General features: G+C 42.9%; 20 protein-coding genes. 8 read left to right on the top strand and 12 right to left on the bottom strand.

All coding sequences use genetic code 11. The features are described 5' to 3' along the window. Nucleotides 1–75: 75 nt before the first annotated feature. The 6 genes from IEY48_RS01085 to rluE form a co-directional block, all read right to left on the bottom strand. A complete protein-coding gene (locus IEY48_RS01085) occupies nucleotides 76–1,215 on the bottom strand; it encodes a ribosomal protein uL16 3-hydroxylase (protein ID WP_188916623.1) in 1,140 nt (379 codons plus the stop codon). An 85-nt stretch (nucleotides 1,216–1,300) separates the two neighbouring features. Then, the gene (gene purB / locus IEY48_RS01080) at nucleotides 1,301–2,671 is read right to left on the bottom strand and encodes an adenylosuccinate lyase (protein WP_188916477.1); all 1,371 of its coding nucleotides are present in this window, start codon (nucleotides 2,669–2,671) and stop codon (nucleotides 1,301–1,303) included. A 39-nt stretch (nucleotides 2,672–2,710) separates the two neighbouring features. After that, nucleotides 2,711–3,343, bottom strand: coding sequence for a high frequency lysogenization protein HflD (hflD, locus tag IEY48_RS01075; protein ID WP_268244292.1), 633 nt, complete (start codon nucleotides 3,341–3,343; stop codon nucleotides 2,711–2,713). 3 nt (nucleotides 3,344–3,346) lie between these two features. After that, nucleotides 3,347–4,465, bottom strand: coding sequence for a tRNA 2-thiouridine(34) synthase MnmA (gene mnmA, locus IEY48_RS01070; protein ID WP_188916476.1), 1,119 nt, complete (start codon nucleotides 4,463–4,465; stop codon nucleotides 3,347–3,349). A 236-nt stretch (nucleotides 4,466–4,701) separates the two neighbouring features. Beyond that, complete coding sequence (locus IEY48_RS01065) at nucleotides 4,702–5,235, bottom strand: NUDIX hydrolase (protein ID WP_188916475.1); 534 nt, start codon at nucleotides 5,233–5,235, stop codon at nucleotides 4,702–4,704. A 49-nt stretch (nucleotides 5,236–5,284) separates the two neighbouring features. Beyond that, nucleotides 5,285–5,962 (bottom strand): 23S rRNA pseudouridine(2457) synthase RluE, encoded by a 678-nt coding sequence (rluE, locus tag IEY48_RS01060; protein ID WP_188916474.1) that lies wholly within the window; start codon nucleotides 5,960–5,962, stop codon nucleotides 5,285–5,287. A gap of 392 nt (nucleotides 5,963–6,354) precedes the next feature. Between rluE and IEY48_RS01055 the strand changes: the two genes are divergently transcribed. Next, a complete protein-coding gene (locus IEY48_RS01055; RefSeq protein ID WP_188916473.1) occupies nucleotides 6,355–8,577 on the top strand; it encodes an NADP-dependent isocitrate dehydrogenase in 2,223 nt (740 codons plus the stop codon). 148 nt (nucleotides 8,578–8,725) lie between these two features. Here the strand turns inward: IEY48_RS01055 and cspD are convergent, their stop codons facing one another. Continuing rightward, nucleotides 8,726–8,932 (bottom strand): cold shock domain-containing protein CspD, encoded by a 207-nt coding sequence (gene cspD, locus IEY48_RS01050; RefSeq protein ID WP_188916472.1) that lies wholly within the window; start codon nucleotides 8,930–8,932, stop codon nucleotides 8,726–8,728. A 196-nt stretch (nucleotides 8,933–9,128) separates the two neighbouring features. On the opposite strand from cspD, the gene clpS reads away from it, so the two are divergent. Then, nucleotides 9,129–9,437 carry an ATP-dependent Clp protease adapter ClpS gene (clpS, locus tag IEY48_RS01045; protein ID WP_160052899.1) on the top strand — a complete coding sequence of 103 codons (309 nt, stop codon included), beginning with the start codon at nucleotides 9,129–9,131 and terminating at the stop codon, nucleotides 9,435–9,437. Nucleotides 9,438–9,482: 45 nt separating this feature from the next. Continuing rightward, entirely contained in the window at nucleotides 9,483–11,741 is a 2,259-nt protein-coding gene (gene clpA, locus IEY48_RS01040; RefSeq protein WP_188916471.1) for an ATP-dependent Clp protease ATP-binding subunit ClpA, read from the top strand. Nucleotides 11,742–11,976: 235 nt separating this feature from the next. Here clpA and infA read toward each other — a convergent pair whose 3' ends face one another. The 3 genes from infA to aat form a co-directional block, all read right to left on the bottom strand. Beyond that, nucleotides 11,977–12,195 carry a translation initiation factor IF-1 gene (gene infA, locus IEY48_RS01035; protein WP_011496276.1) on the bottom strand — a complete coding sequence of 73 codons (219 nt, stop codon included), beginning with the start codon at nucleotides 12,193–12,195 and terminating at the stop codon, nucleotides 11,977–11,979. 78 nt (nucleotides 12,196–12,273) lie between these two features. Further along, complete coding sequence (locus IEY48_RS01030; protein WP_188916470.1) at nucleotides 12,274–12,993, bottom strand: arginyltransferase; 720 nt, start codon at nucleotides 12,991–12,993, stop codon at nucleotides 12,274–12,276. After that, the gene (gene aat / locus IEY48_RS01025) at nucleotides 12,983–13,690 is read right to left on the bottom strand and encodes a leucyl/phenylalanyl-tRNA--protein transferase (RefSeq protein WP_188916469.1); all 708 of its coding nucleotides are present in this window, start codon (nucleotides 13,688–13,690) and stop codon (nucleotides 12,983–12,985) included. The genes IEY48_RS01030 and aat overlap by 11 nt, the downstream gene beginning before the upstream one ends. Nucleotides 13,691–13,742: 52 nt before the next feature. Here aat and IEY48_RS01020 point away from each other — a divergent pair, with 52 nt between their 5' ends. Further along, nucleotides 13,743–14,231, top strand: a complete 489-nt coding sequence (locus tag IEY48_RS01020; RefSeq protein WP_188916468.1) for an outer membrane lipoprotein — start codon at nucleotides 13,743–13,745, stop codon at nucleotides 14,229–14,231. A gap of 113 nt (nucleotides 14,232–14,344) precedes the next feature. Here the strand turns inward: IEY48_RS01020 and IEY48_RS01015 are convergent, their stop codons facing one another. Beyond that, the gene (locus IEY48_RS01015) at nucleotides 14,345–14,698 is read right to left on the bottom strand and encodes a hypothetical protein (protein ID WP_188916467.1); all 354 of its coding nucleotides are present in this window, start codon (nucleotides 14,696–14,698) and stop codon (nucleotides 14,345–14,347) included. A 310-nt stretch (nucleotides 14,699–15,008) separates the two neighbouring features. On the opposite strand from IEY48_RS01015, the gene IEY48_RS01010 reads away from it, so the two are divergent. Then, nucleotides 15,009–15,791: a Nif3-like dinuclear metal center hexameric protein gene (locus IEY48_RS01010; RefSeq protein WP_229786280.1), complete on the top strand. Its 783-nt coding sequence runs from the start codon at nucleotides 15,009–15,011 to the stop codon at nucleotides 15,789–15,791. Between the two features lie 57 nt (nucleotides 15,792–15,848). Continuing rightward, on the top strand, nucleotides 15,849–17,792 hold the full coding sequence (locus IEY48_RS01005; protein ID WP_229786279.1) for a monovalent cation:proton antiporter-2 (CPA2) family protein: 1,944 nt from the start codon (nucleotides 15,849–15,851) through the stop codon (nucleotides 17,790–17,792). A gap of 87 nt (nucleotides 17,793–17,879) precedes the next feature. Here the strand turns inward: IEY48_RS01005 and metG are convergent, their stop codons facing one another. Further along, nucleotides 17,880–19,916, bottom strand: coding sequence for a methionine--tRNA ligase (gene metG / locus IEY48_RS01000; protein ID WP_188916466.1), 2,037 nt, complete (start codon nucleotides 19,914–19,916; stop codon nucleotides 17,880–17,882). 155 nt (nucleotides 19,917–20,071) lie between these two features. Between metG and apbC the strand changes: the two genes are divergently transcribed. Together apbC and udk are read left to right on the top strand one after the other, a co-directional pair. Further along, nucleotides 20,072–21,187: an iron-sulfur cluster carrier protein ApbC gene (apbC, locus tag IEY48_RS00995; RefSeq protein WP_188916465.1), complete on the top strand. Its 1,116-nt coding sequence runs from the start codon at nucleotides 20,072–20,074 to the stop codon at nucleotides 21,185–21,187. A 9-nt stretch (nucleotides 21,188–21,196) separates the two neighbouring features. Beyond that, nucleotides 21,197–21,835, top strand: coding sequence for a uridine kinase (udk, locus tag IEY48_RS00990; protein WP_188916464.1), 639 nt, complete (start codon nucleotides 21,197–21,199; stop codon nucleotides 21,833–21,835). The last annotated feature ends 20 nt before the right edge of the window (nucleotides 21,836–21,855 follow it).

Raw genomic sequence — 21,855 nt, 5'->3', positions numbered from 1 at the left:
CAAAAAAGGCACCCAGGTGCCTTTTTGTTTATCTTAACCTGCGTCATCGCTTATTAACGCGCAATGACTTTAAATTTAGCATTCGTCTTCAGCGAGGTAATACAAACCTTGATTAACCAGTTGGGTTAATAGCTCAAGTAATACGGGCTGTTCAACCAGTTCACTGGCTTGCTCAGGCATAATGCTGACATTGTTGGCAAACAGCTGTAATACCGCTTCGCTTGCCTGTGCTAGTGGGTACTCTTCACCATTAATAAATAACCGCGACTGGCTGTCTTGTTCAAGGCGTAACACCTTTAAGCCACCAATGCGCTGAATAATCGCGTCTTGCTCAATGGCATCAATTAAGTCATCATTGCTTAATGGTTCTTCATCTTCACAAACATCCAGTTCAAATCTGTTTTGACTTAATAATTTTCCTAGCATGGTTTGGTATGCTTGAGGATCTTGAGCAAGTTGCACCAATAAATCCATGATGCCTTGTTGATGCGTTTGGCTGATTACCCCAGGCGCAGTTGGCTCATCGGTGGAGGTAAAGCGTTTATTGCCTAAATTGTTGTCGATAAGGCTGTCGGCTAATTCAGTTAATAATTCTTGTTGGCTCGGCGCTCTAAATCCAATGGAGTAGGACATGGCTAAAGTCACGGTTTCGCCGCAATGCGGATAACCTGGAGGAATGTACAACACATCTCCTTTTTGCAATACCACATCAATAATCGGTTCAAAATCGTCAACTAAAGGTGAGTTTTCATTGCCACCACGACGTTTATGTAGGCCTTTGTCACCGACTTTCCAGCGACGTTCACCTTCACCTTGAATAATGAACACATCATAGTTGTCGATATGTGGTCCTACGCCGCCGCCCGGAGTGGCAAACGACACCATTAAGTCATCAAAACGCCAGTCGGGTAAAAAGCGAAATGCTTCAACTAATGGCTGCGATGCGGGATACCAATGGTTAACGGCCTGCACTAATAACTGCCAGTTATCTTCGCCAAATTGGTCGTAGTCTTCAAATGGACCTTGTACCACGTCCCAATCATCACCTTTGGTGACAACCACGCGCGATGAAATCTCTTCTTCGCATGCGAGGCCTGCCAGTTCGTCTGCAGCAATTGGGTCTTCAAAATCAACAAATGCCTGTTTGATTACAAGGGGTTTCTGCTGCCAATGCTGTTTAATAAAGGCTTGGGTATCAATATTTAATGTGTACATCATTGACCTCAGATGGAGAGTGGTAAATCCAATAAAAAGCGGTCACAGATGCGACCGCCAAGATTAGCTTATGTCGATTAAATGACTATTTTAGCTCGTCAACAAAGGCTTCTGCACGGCCGATGTAATTTGCTGGAGTCATTTTTTTCAGTTCAACTTTGACGTGTGCTGGCAATTCAAGGCCATCGATAAATACAGCAAGTTGCTGCGCATCAATACGCTTACCACGTGTCAGTTCTTTAAGTTTTTCATACGGCTTTTCGATGCCGTAACGACGCATCACTGTTTGTACTGGTTCAGCCAATACTTCCCAGTTTTTATCAAGCTCGGCAAGCAGCTGTGCTTGATTCACTTCTAATTTGCTAATGCCTTTTAGCGTGGCTTGGTAAGCAATAAGCGAGTGTGCCATACCGACACCAAGGTTACGTAAAACCGTTGAGTCAGTTAAGTCACGTTGCCATCTTGATACCGGTAATTTAGCGGCTAAATGCTGCATTAATGCGTTGGCGATACCGAGGTTACCTTCAGAGTTTTCAAAGTCGATTGGGTTGACTTTATGCGGCATGGTTGATGAACCAATTTCACCTGCTATGGTGCGCTGCTTAAAGTGACCTAATGCAATGTAACCCCAAATATCACGGTCAAAATCAATTAAAATCGTGTTGAAACGCGCAATTGCATCAAATAATTCAGCAATGTAGTCATGCGGCTCAATTTGCGTGGTGTAAGCGTTCCAGTTAATGCCAAGGCTGGTCACGAAACGTTGTGACAGCTCATGCCAGTTAACTTCTGGGTAGGCAGAGATGTGAGCGTTGTAGTTACCGACAGCACCGTTAATTTTACCCATAATCTCAACAGCATTGATTTGGTTTAATTGGCGCTCAAGACGCACGGCAACGTTGGCCATTTCTTTGCCTAAGGTTGACGGTGATGCTGGCTGACCATGGGTGCGCGACATTAACGGTACGCTTTTATTGTCATGAGCGAGCTTTTTAATGGCATCGATAATTTGCTGACATTGCGGCACTAATACTAACTCACGCGCTTCTTTTAGCATTAAGCCGTGTGATAAGTTGTTAATGTCTTCAGAGGTACAGGCAAAGTGTACAAATTCGTCAATCGCAACAAGCTCAGCGTTATCGGCAATTTGTTCTTTAATGAAATATTCAACCGCTTTTACATCGTGGTTGGTGGTGCTTTCGATGGTTTTAACGCGCAGTGCGTCTTCCTCGTTAAAGTTATTTTTGATGCTGTCTAACAAGGCAAGGGCGGTTTCACTAAATGGGGGAACTTCTTCAATCTCTGGGCAGCTAGATAATAGCTTTAACCAGTTAATTTCAACTTGAACACGGTACTTAGTAAGACCGAACTCGCTGAAAATCCCTCTTAATGAGGCGGTTTTACTACCATAACGACCGTCTACCGGAGAGATAGCAGTTAGTGCGGAAAGATCCATTTGAAGCTCCTTGATGAACTTTGTTGTAGGGTGAATCGATTAATTGTTATTTTGGCTTTTTTTAGCGGTATCAAATATCGCTCTTCGGGCAAACACTAAATGGCGACGTTTGCCGCCTAATTGGCGCCATAATACTGCGCTGCGCATGGCTGCAAGCAGTAGGGCTCGAATTTTATGTTGTACGATGGGCTGCTTTAAGCATTCTGGGTTGCCTGATATTTGCAATTTAGGCCCAAGTTCACTAATGACATCACTATAAGTACTGGCAAAGTTAGCAATAACTTGCTCATCGGTGATTTCAAAGTGATTTAATTGGCGGTGTATTTGGTTAATGCGCTCAGCAAGCATGCCTAAGCCGTTTGCCGAACGAGCCAGTTTGCGCTCTAGCGCTAATACACCGACTAAGTAGCGGGTGGTTTCGACATCTTTATTGCTGCCATCGCCCAGTTGGTTTTGAATTAACTGATAGCCTTTATTTAGTATGCTTTTGTCTTGGTACACATCGGCAGTGGCTTCGGGCTCGGTGACTAAGATGGTATTTAATGTTGCTGCCAACGCTTCTTTATCGCTTTCACCGTGGCGCGCTAAATACTGAACCTGGCCAATTGCCTGTAAAATACCGGCAAATGCCATTGTGCGTTCGAACAGCAGACTCTCTGGAGTTTGACTCACGATTTATCCTCGGACTAAGGTATCGATAATGCCGCCGCCTAAACAAATTTCACCATCATAAAACACCGCTGATTGGCCTGGCGTGACTGCGGCAACAGGTTCATCGAATGTCACGGTAATATTATCAGGGTCTGTGTAGACTAACGTACAGGCCACATCGCGTTGACGGTAACGCGTTTTTACGGTGATGTGACTGTTATTGGCAGGGCCTTTACGATCAACCCAATGCAGTTGCTTAACGGTCATGCCCTGTGACATAAGGCGAGGATGGTTTGCACCTTGTGCAACCACGAGCACATTACGCAGTAAATCTTTTTCGACTACGTACCACGGGTCTTCGTTGCTGTTCTTTAAGCCGCCAATCCCTAGGCCTTTACGTTGGCCTAGAGTGTGATACATCAAGCCTTGATGAGTACCAATGACTTCGCCTTCAGCGGTTTCAATGTCACCCGGTTGCGCCGGTAAATAAGTGGCAAGAAAGTCAGTAAATTTACGCTCGCCAATAAAACAAATGCCGGTACTGTCTTTTTTGTCGTGAGTGATTAAGCCCATTTTTTTGGCAATCTCACGCACTTCGTGTTTTTCAAGCTCACCGACAGGAAATAAACTGCGCGCCACTTGCTCATGGCTTAAGGTATATAAGAAGTAGCTTTGATCTTTATTGCCATCAACACCACGAAGCATTTCAACGCTGCCATCGCTGTTGTCGCGACGACGAACATAATGGCCCATAGCGATATAATCGGCGTCTAAAATTTCGTCAGCAAATTCTAAGAATGCTTTGAATTTAATTTCTTTGTTGCACATGATGTCTGGGTTAGGCGTACGGCCTGCTTTGTATTCAGCTAAGAAGTACTCGAACACGTTGTCCCAGTATTCGGCGGCAAAGTTGACGGTGTGCATTTTAATGCCAAGCTTGTCACATACCGCTTGCGCATCTTTTAAATCATCGGCAGCAGCGCAATATTCGTCGGTGTCGTCTTCTTCCCAGTTCTTCATAAATAGACCTTCAACCTCGTAACCTTGCTGGATAAGCAAATAGGCCGAAACAGAAGAATCTACACCGCCGGACATGCCGACAATGACTTTTTTACCATTAGAAGTTGGGGTGATTGATGTCATAAATCCTAAAACCATTGAATATAGAGAGTATGTATATGGTGGTGTCTGTTTACGGTTTCAAGGTAATGATAACAATTGACTGAGCTTGAAAGCCGTTAAACAAGGTCAAAAATAAAGTAAAAGAGAGATAAACCTTATCTTATCGAGTAAACATTGCATTTGTGCGGCGCATATTCTACCACGCATTCGAGCGCTGGGCTATCTTGAAGGACAGTCAATATAGGGCTAAAACTGAGCTAACACGTGTGCAAATAATCCGCATTAAGTAAAGATAATGGTAAATGGTGCGGACTCGGTTTTGTATTGCTTTTGGGCGTTAAATCTCTGGTTGCCGGAGGGGATTGGTCTAACAATCCGGCTTGTTGTATATAATCATCAATACTTTTGAGCACGAGCGGGCTGCGTAATTGATCGCCTAACTCACTAATTTGTTTGCGAGATAACCAATGAGTTCGGGTAATGGCGCTATCGAGTGGCGTGGCCTCAATAGGTCGCTCTAGAGTAATGCAGAAGGTATATCGTACAAACGCGAGTTCATCACTGGCACTAAATTGATAAATCCCCACAATGGCTTGCGGTACAATGGCCAGTCCCGTTTCTTCTAATACCTCCCGTGAGCAGGCATCAATAAGTGACTCATTGGCTTCTAAATGTCCTGCGGGCTGATTAAATTTAACCCGGCCATTAATCATTTCTTCAACCAGTAAAAACTTACCCTGGCTGTACACAACACAGGCGACAGTGGTATTGGGTTTATAACGTTGAGTCATTTATTTAATCCCTTATGCGTGTATCGCTAATGTTATTTATGATTAACGGTTAGCGTTGGCTGATTTGTTTGTATTGACCATTTTGTAAATCATCTAGACACCATTGACCTATTTTATAACGGATTAATCTTAAGGTTGGGTGGCCTACATGGGCAGTCATGCGTCTGACTTGACGATTTCGACCTTCACAGATTTGCACTTCAAGCCAGGTAGTGGCTATTGATTTTCGCTCTCGTACTGGCGGTACTCGGGGCCAAATAGCGGGTGAGTCCATTATTTTTACCTTTGCAGGTAGAGTCATTCCGTCTTTAAGTTCGATCCCATTGCGTAATGCATTTATAGCGTCTTCTGTTGGCTCACCTTCGACTTGCACCCAATAGGTTTTAAAGGTTTTTTTATTTGGCTGCGTTAACTTAGCTTGCAGTTGACCATCGTTAGTGAGCAGTAATAAGCCTTCGCTGTCTCGGTCTAATCGTCCGGCGGCGTACACGTCACTAATGGGGATAAAGTCTTTTAGTGTTTGGCGACCTGATTCATCGGTAAATTGGCAAAGCACGTCAAACGGTTTATTAAACAACACGATAATGAGGTTTTCGACAGGTGGTTTCGCTGGGCTTTTACGTCGAGTTGTTTTGCCCGCGTGTGTAGACTTAGACGTTTGCGACAAGGGACGGCTATTTTTGGCAGCCGTTTTTTTAAATGAACTGAATTTACCTGAGTTTGCCATAAAGGTTTGGATATTATCCTTCGTCGTTTAAGGGGGTTTGTAATAAAGGGTTTGTAATAAGAATTAACATCTTTTATGTCAGTTTACTGTGTATTCGCCCTTAGTGGAATTTGAAAATTGCCAAGAATGATCTATGATGTCCGCCTAAAAATTGTGATCTGTACCTAATTTATCACTGCTTATGGTGTGTTTTTAGCAAAATATACCGTTGCAATGTGGAAAAAATATAATAAAAAATGGGATAGGGGATTTCACATACAGTGTTCACATTGGATGTGAGCCCTCGTTGCAAATCAAGGTTCGCTCGCGTGAGTGTTATCCACCAAAGCCCATCAAATGCTTATACAATTTATTCTAATAAGTTATTAATTTACAATAATGTAGGAAATATAATGAAAGATAACACTCCAACGATCATATACACAGAAACTGATGAAGCTCCAGCCCTTGCTACACTGTCTTTATTACCTATTATCCGTAACTTTACAGACGCTGCTGGCGTAAAAGTAGAAACTCGCGATATTTCTTTGTCAGGTCGTGTTATTGCTAACTTCCCTGAAAAATTAACTGCTGAACAGAAAATTGCTGATGCATTAACTGAGTTAGGCGAATTGGCTAATCAGCCAGAAGCTAACATCATTAAGTTGCCTAATATCAGTGCGTCAATTCCACAGCTAAAAGCGTGTATTGCTGAACTACAAGCCAAAGGCTATGACATCCCTAACTACCCTGATGAGCCTAAAACTGACGCAGAAAGAGAAACTCAATCGCGTTATGACAAAATTAAAGGCAGTGCGGTAAACCCAGTATTACGTGAAGGTAACTCAGATCGTCGTGCGCCAACGTCAGTTAAAAACTATGCCAAGAAAAACCCACATTCAATGGGTAAATGGGCAAGTGATTCACAGTCTCATGTTGCGCACATGAATGAAGGTGACTTTTACGGTAGCGAGCAATCTGTCACTTTACCCGCTGCAGACAAAGTGAATATCGTATTAACCCAAGATGATGGCAAAGAAGTTGTGCTTAAAAGCGGCCTAGCATTACTGGCTGAAGAAGTGATTGACTCATCGGTGATGAGCAAGAAAGCGTTAGTTGATTTTTATGCTCGCGAAATTGAAGCGGCTAAGTCTGAAGATGTTTTATTATCACTTCACTTAAAAGCCACCATGATGAAAGTGTCTGACCCTATTTTATTTGGTCACGCTGTTAAAGTGTTCTTTAAAGATGTATTTGACAAGTATGGCGAGCTATTTGCTGAACTCGGTGTCGATGTTAACAATGGCTTTGGTGACGTTTACGCTAAAATTAGTACGCTTCCTGAAGCAAAACGTAGCGAAATCGAAGCTGATATCGCAGCTGTTTATGCTGCTCGCCCAGCCCTAGCAATGGTTGATTCTGATAAAGGTATCACTAACTTACACGTACCAAGTGACATCATCATTGATGCGTCTATGCCAGCGGCTATTCGTTCATCTGGAAAAATGTGGGGGCCAGACGGTCAGCTACAAGATACTAAAGCCATGATCCCAGATCGTTGTTATGCTGGTGTTTATCAAGAGACTATCGCATTTTGTAAAAAACACGGTGCGTTTGATCCAACCACAATGGGCAGTGTGCCAAACGTGGGTCTTATGGCTCAAAAAGCTGAAGAATACGGTAGCCACGACAAAACATTTGAAATTGGCGCTGCCGGTACTGTCAATGTGATTAACCAAGCTGGCGATGTATTAATGAGCCACAAGGTTGAAGCTGGCGATATTTACCGTATGTGCCAAGTTAAAGATGCACCTATTCTTGACTGGGTTAAGCTTGCGGTTAGACGTTCACGTTTAAGCAACACACCTGCTATTTTCTGGTTAGACAGTGCTCGTGCACACGATGCTGAGTTAATCAAAAAAGTGACTAAATACCTCGCAGAAGAAGATACTTCAGGCCTAGATATTCAAATCATGTCTCCTGTTGATGCAACGCGTGTTACTTTAGAGCGTATCATTAAAGGCGAAGATACCATTTCTGTTACCGGCAACGTATTACGTGACTACCTAACCGATTTGTTCCCAATTCTTGAATTAGGCACAAGTGCTAAAATGCTATCTATCGTGCCGTTAATGAATGGCGGCGGATTATTTGAAACAGGCGCGGGTGGTAGTGCACCTAAGCATGTTCAACAGGTAGAAAAAGAAGGTCACTTACGTTGGGATTCTTTAGGTGAGTTTTTAGCACTTGCAGCTTCTTTAGAGCACTTAAGCCAAACGGCGAACAACCCTAAAGCACAAGTACTGGCCGATACCTTAGATGTCGCGATTGGTGAGTTCTTAGACAGCAACAAGTCGCCTTCGCGTCGTGTCGGTGAGTTAGACAACCGTGGTAGCCACTTCTACCTTGGTCTTTACTGGGCGAATGCACTTGTTAACCAAACCGCAGATGCGCAATTAGCTGAACATTTTGCACCTTTGGCACAATCGTTAGCAGCCAATGAGACGGTTATTTTAGCAGAGCTAAATGGTTCACAAGGCCCAGCCGTTGATTTAGGCGGTTACTACCGTTTAGATGCCGCTAAAGCTGAAAAAGCCATGCGCCCAAGTGCAACATTGAATAAATTTATTGGTTAATTTGCTTATTAATTAATGGGGCATTACTTTGAATTGAGTTTGAATTTGAAGCTGTGCCCTTATTAATAACAAGTTTATGCTTTATTTTTAGGCAATAAAAAAGACAGGGATTAAAATCCCTGTCTTTTTGTTTTATAGTCTCTACCTACTATTTTGTAGGTGAGATGGCTGAAGTATGCATTCCTTTAGGACCTTCTTCAACTTCGAAGCACACAGGTTGACCTGCTTTTAAGGTACGATAACCTTCCATTTCGATAGTTGAATAGTGCGCAAATACATCCTCGCCACCCTGATCTGGGCAAATAAACCCGAATCCTTTGGCGTTGTTGAACCACTTTACAGTTCCGTTTGCCATACTTCCACTTCCTTCTGTTGTCTACTTACCAGTAAGATAGTAAAACTTATTATCCAGCGGTCTAGTATTCGCCGCCTAATAAATAGAATGAAATTTGTACGAAAAGATGTCAAGCATAAATTAACAAAAAGACAACATTTAATTAATTTAATAATATCAAGTGGTCGGGAACCAAACGAGAGGCTAGTATTAAACAATGGCTAAATTAGGCAGTGTAGAACATACCGAAGAAAAGGTTGAATCTGAGCTACAACCACCCCATATGTATAAAGTGGTGCTAAACAATGATGATTACACCCCGATGGATTTTGTGGTTGAAGTATTACAACGCTTCTTTGAGAAAAATGAGCAGCAAGCTGTTGATATCATGTTAGCGATACATCACCAGGGCAAAGGATTGTGTGGGGTTTTCCCATTTGGGATCGCCGAAACTAAAGTTTTTCAAGTAAATCAGTTTGCAAGAGAAAACCAACATCCGTTACTGTGTACATTAGAGAAAGCATAAAAAAATCGTTTTCTTACAGTCTGTGGTTAAATTTAGGGGGTGCTTATGCTGAACAAAGATCTGGAAGTCACCTTGAACCTAGCGTTTCAGCAAGCTAGAGATTCACGTCATGAATACATGACGGTAGAACATTTATTATTAGCGCTTATTGATAATCCAGCCGCGTATGAGGCGTTAATTGCCTGCGGTGCGGATGTTAATCGTCTTCGTGAAGAAGTGGCTAATTTCATTCAACAAACCACACCTATCATTGCCGAGTCACCAGAAGAGCGTGAAACCCAACCGACATTAGGGTTTCAGCGAGTACTTCAACGGGCTGTTTTTCATGTGCAATCATCTGGTCGTAACGAAGTGACCGGCGCGAATGTGCTGGTGGCTATCTTTAGTGAACAAGAATCACAAGCCGTGTATTTATTACGTCGTAGCGAAATTACTCGTTTAGATGTGGTTAATTTTATTTCCCACGGCATGAGCAAAGATGAAGAATCTGGCGAATCGTCGGATCAAGAGCGCATCGAAGATCAATCTGAAAATAGCGAAGAGCGCAGCATGTTAGCGCAGTTTGCCTCTAATCTTAATCAGCTTGCTAAAGACGGCACCATTGATCCATTAATTGGCCGTGATGCTGAAATTGAACGCGCTATTCAAACCTTATGTCGTCGCCGTAAAAATAATCCATTGTTGGTCGGCGAAGCGGGCGTGGGTAAAACGGCGATTGCTGAAGGCTTAGCCTATCGCATCGTTACAGAGCAAGTGCCTGATGTGATGGCTGATGCCACCGTGTACTCGTTAGATTTAGGTTCATTATTGGCCGGCACCAAATACCGTGGCGACTTTGAAAAGCGCTTTAAAAGCTTATTAAAAGAATTGTCTGCAGACGAACATGCCATTTTATTTATTGATGAAATTCATACCATCATTGGTGCAGGTGCAGCGTCTGGCGGTGTTATGGACGCCTCTAACTTATTAAAACCCTTGTTATCGAGTGGCAAGTTACGTTGCATGGGCTCAACGACTTTCCAGGAGTATCAAAGTATTTTTGAGAAGGACCGCGCGTTAGCGCGTCGATTCCAAAAAATTGATATTAATGAGCCGTCAGTGGCTGAAACCACCAAGATTTTGATGGGACTTAAGTCAAAATACGAAGAATATCACGGTGTGCGTTATACCCAAGCCGCCATCAGCAGCGCTGCTAGCTTGTCGGCGAAGCACATTAATGACCGTCACTTACCTGACAAAGCCATTGATGTGATTGACGAGGCGGGTGCTCGAATGGTGATGATGCCGCAAAGTAAACGCAAAAAAACCATTGGCCAGCCTGAAATCGAAGCGATTATTGCTAAATTGGCGCGTATTCCTGAGAAGTCGGTATCGTCGACTGACAAGGATATGTTACGTAATCTTGAACGTAATCTTAAGATGGTGGTGTTTGGTCAGGATAAAGCGATTGAGAGCCTTAGTGCTGCCATCCGTTTGTCGCGCAGTGGTTTAGGTTCAGAAAAAAGACCTGTGGGTAGTTTTATGTTTGCCGGTCCGACTGGTGTGGGTAAAACAGAGGTCACCAGCCAGCTTGCTTCGTGTTTAAACTTGAAGCTTATCCGTTTTGATATGTCTGAGTATATGGAACGCCACACTGTGTCACGCCTCATTGGCGCGCCTCCAGGGTATGTGGGTTATGACCAAGGCGGGTTGTTAACAGATGCTGTGATTAAAAATCCACATTGCGTGGTTCTACTTGATGAAATTGAGAAGGCGCATCCAGATGTGTTCAACTTACTTTTACAAGTCATGGATCACGGTACATTAACCGACAATAATGGCCGCAAAGCTGACTTTAGAAACGTCACCTTGGTAATGACCACCAATGCCGGTGTGCAGGAGACGATTCGTAAGTCGATTGGTTTCCAGCAGCAAGATCATACTCAAGATGCGTTAGCGGAAATCAACAAAGTATTTTCACCTGAGTTCCGTAACCGTTTAGATTCAATTGTCTGGTTTAATCACCTAGACATGACAGTCATCGCTAAAGTGGTAGATAAGTTCTTAGTAGAGCTTCAAGCGCAGCTAGATGATAAACGAGTCACCTTAGAAGTGAGTGATGAAGCTCGTACCTTGTTAGCCGAGAAAGGCTATGATAAGTCAATGGGTGCTCGTCCTATGTCGCGGGTGGTGACCGAATTAATCAAACGTCCATTAGCGGATGAGATTTTATTTGGGGTCCTTGAGCGTGGCGGCATTGCGCACATTGATGTTAAAGACGGTGAGATTAATATTGATTGTGAGGCCACTGAGAAAGTGTCTTAAACAGTCGGTTTACTCAGTAAAATGACAATAAAAAGATGACCACATGGTCATCTTTTTTTATCCGCAGAATCACTATTTCCACCACATTAATTATGTCATCCGTTCAGATGTTTTATGGTTCTTTATACAGCAAAAGTTGGTTTGCTGCCTGACCAGATAATGAATAGGATGGAGAGTAGACTCAACAACAAAAAAACCGACTTACAGTCGGCTTTTACAATGTTGAGGCTAGCGATTAACGTGCGCGGAAGACGATACGACCTTTTGATAAGTCATAAGGAGTCAACTGAACCGTGACTTTGTCACCCGTTAAAATACGGATGTAGTTTTTGCGCATTTTGCCAGAGATGTGGGCTATCACCACATGTCCATTTTCAAGCTCTACGCGGAACATTGTGTTTGGCAAGGTCTCAAGGATAGTGCCCTGCATTTCAATGTTGTCTTCTTTCGCCATTAATAAGTTATCCCATTAGCCTTCAAATATGAAAAATCGGGCGTATCATGCCCCAAAATCGCGTAACTGTAAAGGGTGTTAGCAAGAAAGAGGCTCAAGTTGTTCACCAACCTGCCAACCTTGTGGTGTTAATATTTGATAAGGTCGATATTGACGCTTGTAACGCATTTTCCGATTTTGATCAATTTGATAGCCTAAATACAAATAACGCTTGCCCATAGACTTAGCCAGTTGGCATTGAATTAAGATCATCAACGAGCCCAATGAGCGGTCTGCATAGTCAGGATCAAAATAACTGTAGATAGCCGAAAAGCTGTGGACCATGTTGTCGGTGACTGCAACCCCAATCAGTTGGTCTTTATCAAACACTTCAATAAACATGGGCGGTAGCCAATCAGACAATAAAAAATCATCATACTGGGTTTGAGAGGCAGGATACATTGGCCCGTCGTTATGACGTTCGTTAATATAACGCTGATAAAGCTCAAAATGTTCAGGGCGAGTCTGGTAATTTACTTTCCAGTGCAAATCTTGACTATTTTTTAAGGTTCTCTTTTGGCGTTTAGACAATACAAAATCGTGCACATTTAGGCGTATCGATTGACACGCTTGGCAACTCGGACAGCGCGGTTTATAGATTGAATTACCATTACGACGAAAGCCCATCCCCAGCAATTGCTCAAATAAAGCTCCGTCAATATGCGGTTCTTGGATAACGAGTAATTGCTCTTTGTTGCCTTCAATATAATTGCAATCAAATGGTTGGCTTATTCCGACACTCACAGATTTAGAATTCAATTAAGACCTCTTGTTTGTTCCATATCGATGGCGATATTGATTGGTCTCGATAACGGTGAAGTAAGGTTAAAAAATCATGTCTTGGTAGCGCTTTTGCGCCCAAACTGACTAGATGTGGGTTCATTACTTGTGCATCGATGAGTTTAAAATCATGCTGCACCACATGCTGGTTAAGTATAGCAAAAGCGGCTTTTGATGCATTGGTTTGTCGATGAAACATTGATTCGCCACAAAAAACACCGCCAACCGCAATACCATATAAACCGCCCACGAGGTGCTCGCCATCCCATACTTCTATCGAATGGGCTTTGCCTTGTAAATGTAACTCGTAATAGGCCATTTGAATTTCAGCTGAAATCCAGGTGCCATCTTGTGCACTGCGAGGGGCTGCGCAGCCCGCAACCACGTCTAAAAAAGCATGATTAATGGTATAGCGCCAGGTGGATTTTTTAAGGAACTTTAGCAAGCTTTTGCTGCCAAAAGGATAAGTGGGAATAAACACGGCACGCGGATCGGGCGACCACCATAAAATAGGGTCGCTACTATTAAACCACGGGAATATGCCCTCATAATACGCTTTTAGTAAGCGTTGAGGCTGCAAGTCTCCTCCAATGGCAAGTAAGCCATTTGGGTCGGTGAGCGCATGTTCTGGCGGCGGGAAGCCGATAGATCGATTTAAATAAGACAGTGAGTTCACAATTGAGTATATTAATTGTCATACCTTATCGTTAACTTAGCGGAAAATAGCGATGTTTAAAATCATAACCGTCACCGGAAAGAGTTTTTTTGCTGTATTACTGACATTTTGCTTGTTTAGTAGCCTGGCACAAGCCGCTTATGAGCGTAACCAGGCTGTGCCGGTTGAGAAAGTATTGTACGGCAACATTGAGTCAGTACGACAGGTGAGTGAAAAGCAATTAGTCGAAGACAGCCGCAGCGGTTGGAAAACATTTGGCGGAGCCTTAATCGGTGGGGTGATTGGTCATCAATTTGGTAGCGGTTCAGGCCAGGATGTGGCTACGGTATTGGGTGCGTTAATTGGTGGCGGTTTAGGCAGTCAGCATGGACAATCGGCCTATTATCTTGAAAATAAACTGGTAGAATTAATGATCACTCAAGAAGATGGCACCCAAGTGATGGTGATTCAAGATCTCGACCCAGGCATGAGCTTTAGTGCTGGAAATGAAGTGCGAGTGGTATATTTAAAAGGTTATGTCCGAGTCGATTTAGCCATGTAACTCGATTAATCTGACAACAATCGATCAAACAAGAAAGTATCAATAACATAAAAGGAGCCTAGGCTCCTTTTGTGTTGATGCTAATTTATTTTATACGAATAAGCCGTAATAAATTAGAATCCTCGTGGCAAGGTTTGGCTGCCAGCTGCGTTTTCAAGCTTTTGACGCCATAATTGTTTAGGCGTTAACCCATCAGATGTCGCAGTGGCTTTTTTACTGGGTTGCGTCTTAGCAGGTTTAACTTCTGCTTTCACCACAGCTTTTGCGCTAGAGGCTTTTACTTCAGAGGCTGTGCTTGCTGCACACAACTCGCCATGCATGGTTTCAAGTTCGCTAAAACGTACCGATTTACCACCGTCGATTTTATACCAGCTGCCAGCTTGCTCAATCGACACCGCTTTGCCTGATTGTTTTTCAAGTGCCATTTGCAGTTGGCTGATGACCTCTTCTTTAGTCAATGTTGTCATAGTTAATAACCTATTTGTTATCATGTTAAATGAAGGTTGTAATGAATTTTAAAGTGTTAACACTACAAAAGTCCAATTGACTGCTAAAATTGTTGGTTTATCACTCATAAAGTCGTTTTTATCGACATATTTCACTGCTATTGCTGAAATATTCGGGCTTGAGTTAAACTGTAGGTCATCACATTGAGGCGTTAACTCGACATGATTTTTACTGTTAATGTTAATCGCTTAGTAAAGTCATCACCCCATTATTTTCGGTCACACTCAATCGAGTGAACCCGTTCAGTTTCACAGTACTTTTAGGAATATTATGTCTACACATCAGCAAGGAAAGTCCGTTATCTCGCGACAAGATCTCTCGTCGTATTTAGACACTTTTTTGAATGTTTCAGCGTTTAAAGACTATGCCCCAAATGGATTGCAAGTTGAGGGCAAAGGGCAAATTCGCACTATAGTCACTGGGGTTACGGCTTGTCAGGCATTAATAGAACAAGCCATTGCCGTTAATGCTGATGCTATTTTGGTGCATCATGGTTTCTTTTGGAAAAATGAACCTGAAGTGATCACCGGCATGAAATACCGCCGAATTAAAGCCTTAATGGATCATGACATCAGCTTGTTTGGTTATCATTTACCTTTAGATGCGCATCATGGCATTGGTAATAATGCTCAGTTAGCTTATCAATTGGGGATTTTAAGCCCACGAGTGTATGAACCCGTAGCGCAAGATTTATTGTGGCACGGTCACCTAGAGCATCCTGTAACTGCAACTGAATTTAGCCAGTTACTCAATAACGTGCTTAAACGTGAACCGTTGCATATCGGTGATAACAGCAAATCCATTTCAACCATTGCCTGGTGTACTGGCGGGGCACAAGATTATATTGATCAAGCGGCGCAAATGGGGGTGGATGCATTTATTAGCGGAGAAGTCTCAGAGCGAACTTACCATGCTGCAATGGAGCAAGGGATACATTACTTTGCAGCAGGGCATCACGCCACGGAACAATTTGGCATTAAGGCACTTGGTCAACACCTCGCCAGTAAATTTGATTTAACTCATCACTTTATCGATATCGTTAATCCAGTGTAATTGGGTTTTATAGCCTAATCGCGGTGAGAAAATGTGGTGGGTTAATAAGGAACGTTAATGACGGAATATTTTTTACAGGCTTTTATTTACCTCACCGCAGCGGTGATTGCTGTACCGTTAGCGAATAAATTGGGTTTAGGGTCAGTATTAGGTTACTTGATTGCTGGTGTGGTTATTGGCCCTATTGTTGGGCTTGTGGGCAGCGAAACCAATACGATTCAACACTTTGCTGAGTTCGGTGTGGTAATGATGTTGTTTTTAGTCGGCTTAGAGCTTGAGCCCAAAATGCTCTGGGCGATGCGTAATCGCTTGCTAGGCCTTGGTGGCTTGCAAGTCAGTGGCTCAGTGGTTGCGGTTATGGCCTGTGCGATTTATGCCGGATACCAAACCAGTATTGCACTGACAATAGGATTAATTTTCTCGTTATCGTCGACAGCGATTGTATTACAAACCCTGTCAGAAAAGCGTCTTAACAAAACCCATGCGGGTAAAAATGCCTTTTCGGTATTATTGTTTCAAGATATTGCCGTTATTCCCATGCTGGCGTTTATTCCGTTATTGGCTTTACCTGAACTAGTCGAAAAAGCTCAGGCTGCGGCCAGTAGTTTGAGTGAGCAACATGAACAATTAAGTCTGGTGGCATCATTACCGGGTTGGGCCTATGCCATTGTGCTGTTATTGGCGATTGCCGTGGTGGTGCTAGGTGGACATTACCTGAGCCGGCCACTGTTTAAAATGGTCGCTGAATCTGGCGCGCGCGAAATTTCAACTGCAGCAGCATTAATGCTGGTGATTGGTATTGCGGCGCTGATGAGTTTAGTGGGAATTTCTCCGGCTTTAGGAACTTTTCTCGCGGGCGTGGTGCTAGCAAACAGTGAGTTTAAGCACGAATTAGAGGCCAATATTGGCCCTTTTAAAGGCTTACTGTTAGGGCTTTTCTTTATCACCGTTGGTGCCGGTATCGATTTTGCTGTGTTGTTCGCAAGTTTTGGTGAAATTATCTTGATCACCTTTAGTGTGATGTTAATAAAAGCGTTTGTGCTGTATTTATTAGCCTTGATATTCAGGATTAAAGGCAGCGACCGTTGGTTGTTTGCATTAAGTCTTGCTCAAGCCGGAGAATTTGGTTTTGTATTACTCAGCTTCAGTGTTCAGCAACATGTTATTCCAACCGATTTAGCGCAAACCTTATCAATAGTCGTCGCTTTGTCGATGTTTTTAACCCCTGGTTTATTCATCTTATTTGATAAAGTGATTTATCCGCGTTTTCAGGTGAAAACCAATCAGCGCGAACAAGACAATATTGATGATGAAGGGACAGTGATTATTGCCGGGATTGGCCGATTTGGCCAGGTGGTGAATCGGTTTTTAATTTCAAATAACATTAAAACCGTTGTGCTGGATTATCAGGTGTCGCAAGTGGATACCATTAGACGGATTAACACTAAAGCTTATTACGGTGATGCAACGCGGCCAGATTTACTGAAAACGGCGGGTATTGAAGAGGCGTCACTATTTGTGGTGGCGATTGATAATCGTGAGAGCAGTGTTGAGCTAGTGAAATATTTACATCACAGTTACCCCAAACTTAAGATTGTGGCCAGAGCATTTGATAGAGGCCACGGACACTTGCTGAAAGAGGCTGGGGCAGATGTGGTTGAATCAGAAACACATCACTCTGCACTAGAGCTGAGTGTATCGTCATTGCAGTTGCTGGGGCACAGTGAAGAATATGCCATGAGGCGCAAAGCCACTTATAAACGCGTAGAAAAAGAAGCATCAAAGCGGCTATATGATTTTTGGTTAAAAGAGTCTGCAGGTGAGCGTTTTAGTAATGACTTTATTAAGTTATTTATGTTGTATGAAGAACGCCTAAAGCAGGCCATGGATGAAGATAATGCTGCTCATCAAGATGATGTTGAAGAGAGTCTTGTGGTAAATCATAACGGTGATGTCGATTCAGCCCAAGTTGAACCCGTCGATAACCCTATTAAGCCGTAAGAGCAAAACGTCATTGAGTAAACCATTAAAAAAGACCGTCGAGGCGGTCTTTTTTAATATTGGTTTTTTACAACACAACTTTGTGGTCTATTTAACGCGCATACCTGGTTGTGCACCTTCGTGAGGCTCTAAAATAAACAAGTCTTTACCACCAGGTCCTGCAGCTAACACCATACCCTCTGACTCGCCAAATTTCATGGTGCGCGGTGCAAGGTTAGCCACCATAACCGTTAACTTGCCGACTAAATCTTCAGGCGCGTAGGCTGATTTAATCCCTGCAAACACTTGTTTAGTCTCGCCGCCTAAATCAAGCTCAAGGCGCAATAACTTATTGGCCTTTTCGATGTGTTCAGCTTTGCTGATGCGCGCAATACGCAAATCAATTTTAGCAAAGTCATCGAAGGTGATTTCTGGGCTGATGGGGTCTTGCGCTAATTGGTCAACCGTTTGTGTCGGCGCTGGCGCTTGAGTCACTTGCAGGTTTTCTTTTGACGCTTCAATAATCGCTTCAATGCTCTTCATGTCAATACGTTGCATTAAGGCTTTAAACGGTGCAATTTCATGACCAGATAAATCTTGCGCTAAATTGTCCCACGTTAATGTCAGTTGTAAGAAACCTTCAACATCTTGGGCAAGTTTTGGCAGTACGGGTTTAAGATAGGTCACCAAAATACGGAACAAGTTTAATGCATTACTGCACACTTGGTGCGCTTCTTCTTGCTTGTCATCTTGTTTAACTAACTGCCAAGGTGCAGCGTCGGCAACGTAGCCATTTGCAATGTCAGCTAATGCCATAATTTCGCGCATGGCCTTACCAAACTCACGGGTTTCGTAAAATTCGGCAATGGTTTCACTTTTAGCTAAAAACGATTCAGCCAGGCTGTTGTCAGCGACTTTGGCTAGCTTACCGTCAAAACGTTTACTGATAAAACCTGCGGTACGAGAAGCAAGATTGACTAACTTACCCACTAAATCAGAGTTAACGCGTTGGGCAAAGTCTTCAAGGTTTAAGTCTAAGTCATCAATACGGCTATTAAGCTTAGCGGCATAGTAATAACGCAAGTATTCAGGGTCCAAGTTATCTAAATAAGTACGGGCTTTAATAAACGTCCCTTTAGATTTAGACATTTTTGCGCCGTTTACAGTGACATAACCGTGGGCATAAACACTGGTTGGTTTACGAATACCCGCACCATCTAACATGGCAGGCCAAAACAAGCTGTGGAAGTAAACAATGTCTTTTCCGATGAAGTGATACACTTCAGCTGTTGAGTCTAGGCTCCAAAAGTCATCAAAGTTTAGGTCGTCACGTTTATCGCATAAGTTTTTAAATGAACCCATGTAACCGATAGGGGCGTCTAACCAAACGTAAAAGAATTTGCCTGGCGCGTCTGGAATTTCAAAACCAAAATAAGGAGCATCACGTGAGATGTCCCACTGTTGCAGGCCTTGCTCAAACCACTCGCCCAATTTGTTAGCCATTTCTTGCTGTAATGAGCCTGATTGGATCCATTCTTTCAACATGCCTTCAAATGCAGGTAAGTCAAAAAAGAAGTGTTCAGTGTCTTTCATTACAGGCGTGGCACCAGACACCGCTGATTTAGGATTGATTAAATCAGTCGTGCTATAGGTTGCACCGCAGTTATCACAGTTGTCGCCATATTGATCTTCAGACTTACATTTTGGGCAGGTGCCTTTAACAAAACGGTCTGGCAAAAACATGTTTTTTTCAGGATCGTAAAGTTGTGAGATGGTTTTGGTTTTAATGTAACCCGCATCACGTAGCTTTAGGTAGATGTCGTTGGCTAATTCACGGTTTTCATCGCTATGGGTGCTATGAAAATTATCAAATTGGATATTGAAGTCAGCGAAATCTTGTTGATGCTCTTTTTGCACTTGAGCAATCATTTCTTCTGGTGTGATCCCCATTTGCTGGGCTTTAAGCATAATCGGCGTGCCGTGAGCATCATCTGCACAAATGTAGTGGCATTCATGACCACGTAGCTTTTGGAAACGAGACCAGATATCCGTTTGGATATATTCAAGCATGTGGCCTAAATGGATTGGACCGTTAGCGTAAGGTAGGGCACTTGTGACCAGTATTTTTCGCTGTGATGTTGTCATGTTATCTCTATATCAAATTACACTCAAAATATGCTCCAATCCTAACCGATTGACTTAAATTTTTCATCAAAACATGACTTAAAAAGTGTATTAATCGCTATTTTTTTACCAAGTTCTGATACACTTGTAAAAATTTCACGTTTGGAGCTGCGGTTTTGATTAAAACGCAAACAAATTATCAATTAAGTGATGAATTACTGTCACCTGTTTTAGATATTTTAGAGGCCTTTGTTGATCCTTATCTGAAAAAAGGCTTAGTCTCTGCCGAGTGTGTTAGTTCGCTCGCTATCACGGATAAACGTTTACAATTAGGTCTAGTTTATCCTTATCCTTGTATGACCCAATATCGCGATACTGTTATGGCGATAACCAATCGTTTAGCGGTATTAGATGCCATTGACGAAGTTGAATGTGAAATCGATTTTCAACCTCGTGTTTATTCAGCCCTTCCTGCCATTCCTCCTATCCCAAACGTTAAGCAAGTGATTGCTGTTGCATCTGGTAAAGGCGGTGTGGGTAAATCAACTACGGCTGTCAATCTTGCATTAGCGTTAAAAGCTGAAGGCGCAGAAGTGGGCATTTTAGATGCCGATATTTACGGACCTTCAATTCCGCTGATGTTAGGGATCCCAAACTTTCGTCCACAATCGCCAGATGGCAAGCACATGACAGCAGCATCTGCCCATGGCATTTCAGCTCAGTCCATTGGCTTTATGCTTAGCGGTGATGAAGCTGCAGTATGGCGCGGACCTATGGCTGCTGGAGCGTTAGCTCAACTTTTAAATGAAACGCAGTGGCCTGAACTTGACTATTTAATTATCGACATGCCACCAGGAACCGGTGACATTCAGCTTACCTTATCGCAAAAAGTCCCTGTGAGTGGCGCAGTCATTGTGACAACACCACAAGACATCGCCTTAGCGGATGCGAAAAAAGGCATCACTATGTTCAATAAAGTGAACATTCCGGTGCTCGGTATTATTGAAAATATGAGTTTTCATTTATGTCCTGAATGTGGCCATAAAGAACACCCATTTGGGACGCATGGCGGCAGCCAAATCGCCCAAAGGTACAATGTGCCATTATTAGGCGCATTACCACTGCATATTAATATTCGTGAATCTATGGATAACGGCGCTCCAAGTGTGATCAGTGAGCCAGAAAGTGAAGTGTCAGGGATATATCGCGAAATTGCCCGTAAATTAGGGGCAGAATTAGCACTTCAACAAGTTACATCAACCGTAAACATTAGCATATCAGACGACGAATAAGGTTAAGAGATGAATTCTCAGCAGTGTGTCATTATTGGGATCGCCGGTGCGTCGGCTTCAGGTAAAAGTTTAATTGCCAAAACCATTTTTGAAGAGTTGTGCAGCGATTTAGGCACCAACCAAATTGGGGTGATTAACGAAGATGCCTACTACCGTGATCAAAGTCATATGACCATGGATGAACGAGTTAAAACAAACTATGACCATCCTAAAGCGTTAGACCATCAATTATTAGCGACACATTTAACGCAACTTAAACAGGGTGAAGCTGTTCATATTCCTTGTTATAGCTATACAGAGCACACTCGCACGAGTGACACGTTAGTCATGCAACCTAAAAAAGTCATTATTTTAGAAGGGATCTTATTACTAACAGATCCTAAATTACGTGATTTAATGGACGCGAGTGTGTTTATGGACACCCCTCTGGATATCTGTTTCCTTCGTCGTTTAACCCGTGACGTAGCTGAACGTGGCAGAACCATGGAGTCGGTTATTTCGCAATATAAAAGAACTGTTCGTCCAATGTTTTTACAGTTCATTGAACCGTCTAAACAATATGCTGACATTATTGTGCCTCGTGGCGGTAAAAACCGTATCGCCACTGATATTTTAAAAGCAAGAATACAGCATTTATTGGCTAAATAGCCTTTCAGGGAGAAAGTGCC

The sequence above is a fragment of the Shewanella saliphila genome (genome assembly GCF_014648295.1).
GTDB classification, from domain to species: Bacteria; Pseudomonadota; Gammaproteobacteria; order Enterobacterales; family Shewanellaceae; genus Shewanella; species Shewanella saliphila.
The sequence above is the reverse complement of the archived record's forward strand: the minus strand, read 5'-3'. Positions and strand labels throughout refer to the sequence as shown.

Bases quoted from the DNA above. Each gene is read 5' to 3' on its own strand.
- clpA (WP_188916471.1), top strand. From the start codon at position 9,483: ATGCTGAACAAAGATCTGGAAGTCACCTTGAACCTAGCGTTTCAGCAA.
- cspD (WP_188916472.1), bottom strand. From the start codon at position 8,932: ATGGCAAACGGAACTGTAAAGTGGTTCAACAACGCCAAAGGATTCGGG.
- udk (WP_188916464.1), top strand. From the start codon at position 21,197: ATGAATTCTCAGCAGTGTGTCATTATTGGGATCGCCGGTGCGTCGGCT.
- metG (WP_188916466.1), bottom strand. From the start codon at position 19,916: ATGACAACATCACAGCGAAAAATACTGGTCACAAGTGCCCTACCTTAC.
- IEY48_RS01085 (WP_188916623.1), bottom strand. From the start codon at position 1,215: ATGTACACATTAAATATTGATACCCAAGCCTTTATTAAACAGCATTGG.
- IEY48_RS01055 (WP_188916473.1), top strand. From the start codon at position 6,355: ATGAAAGATAACACTCCAACGATCATATACACAGAAACTGATGAAGCT.
- IEY48_RS01010 (WP_229786280.1), top strand. From the start codon at position 15,009: ATGTCTACACATCAGCAAGGAAAGTCCGTTATCTCGCGACAAGATCTC.
- IEY48_RS01065 (WP_188916475.1), bottom strand. From the start codon at position 5,235: ATGACTCAACGTTATAAACCCAATACCACTGTCGCCTGTGTTGTGTAC.
- mnmA (WP_188916476.1), bottom strand. From the start codon at position 4,465: ATGACATCAATCACCCCAACTTCTAATGGTAAAAAAGTCATTGTCGGC.
- IEY48_RS01015 (WP_188916467.1), bottom strand. From the start codon at position 14,698: ATGACAACATTGACTAAAGAAGAGGTCATCAGCCAACTGCAAATGGCA.
- infA (WP_011496276.1), bottom strand. From the start codon at position 12,195: ATGGCGAAAGAAGACAACATTGAAATGCAGGGCACTATCCTTGAGACC.
- rluE (WP_188916474.1), bottom strand. From the start codon at position 5,962: ATGGCAAACTCAGGTAAATTCAGTTCATTTAAAAAAACGGCTGCCAAA.
- IEY48_RS01020 (WP_188916468.1), top strand. From the start codon at position 13,743: ATGTTTAAAATCATAACCGTCACCGGAAAGAGTTTTTTTGCTGTATTA.
- IEY48_RS01005 (WP_229786279.1), top strand. From the start codon at position 15,849: ATGACGGAATATTTTTTACAGGCTTTTATTTACCTCACCGCAGCGGTG.
- purB (WP_188916477.1), bottom strand. From the start codon at position 2,671: ATGGATCTTTCCGCACTAACTGCTATCTCTCCGGTAGACGGTCGTTAT.
- clpS (WP_160052899.1), top strand. From the start codon at position 9,129: ATGGCTAAATTAGGCAGTGTAGAACATACCGAAGAAAAGGTTGAATCT.